Annotated in this window: 2 protein-coding genes; both read right to left on the bottom strand. The window is 71.9% G+C overall.

Translation table 11 applies throughout. The features are described 5' to 3' along the window. Positions 1 to 423: phage protein Gp27 family protein (locus ABTU92_RS29745; RefSeq protein ID WP_408095142.1), on the bottom strand; the 423-nt coding region annotated here is incomplete at its 3' end. An 11-nt stretch (positions 424 to 434) separates the two neighbouring features. Next, positions 435 to 697 (bottom strand): hypothetical protein (locus ABTU92_RS29740; RefSeq protein ID WP_408095141.1); only part of this gene is annotated, 263 nt, incomplete at its 5' end.

Genomic DNA, 697 nt, shown 5'->3' with positions numbered 1-697 from the left:
CGGCAGCTTCTTGTCGACGCCGGCCTTGGCGGCCTTGCCGAGATGGTCGAGCGCCTTGGCGAGCTGCATCGCCTCCTGGGGCGACAGCGTGACCGGCCCGCCGTCGACGACACGCGTCGCGATCTCGAACACGGCGTTGTGCATCAGCTCGATGTTCAGCCGCGTCACCCGGTCCGTCTCGCCGTCGCCGAGCCGCCGGACGACGGCCTCGGCGACGGCGCGCGAATGCCGAACCTTCTCGGCCACCTCCTCGGCCTTCTTCAGGTGCCGGTAGACCGTGGAGCGCGACGGCAGCGCGTCGATGTCGAGCTCGCGCAGCTTGGTGACGATCTCGTCCAGCGAGCGGCCCTGGTCGCGCAGGCGCCCGATCCAGTCGCGCACCTCCGGCGGCATCCGGTCGATCTTGGTCGGGCGCTGGACCATCGGTCGTGCGCTCAGCTCTTGGGCGACGGGCGGGCGACGAGCGGGTGCTGCCGGCCCTGCGAGACGTCGAGACCGAGCCGCGTCAGCGTCGCCATGGTGAGCTTCGCGCCGTCGATCGCCAGCACCTCGCGGGTCACCAGGCCGTGCTCCTCGAGCCGCACGAGGTCCGCCTCGATCACGTCGGCGAACACGGCGTGGCGCAGCTCGCGGGCCGCCTTCACCAGCACCGAGGCGGAGAGCGAGTAGTCGGGCTGGGCGGCGAGCAGGCGCAGCA

The organism is Rhodoplanes sp. SY1, assembly GCF_046000175.1.
Lineage (GTDB): Bacteria > Pseudomonadota > Alphaproteobacteria > Rhizobiales > Xanthobacteraceae > Rhodoplanes.
Note: the sequence above shows the minus strand (reverse complement) of the source record. Positions and strands in the feature narration are given on the sequence as shown.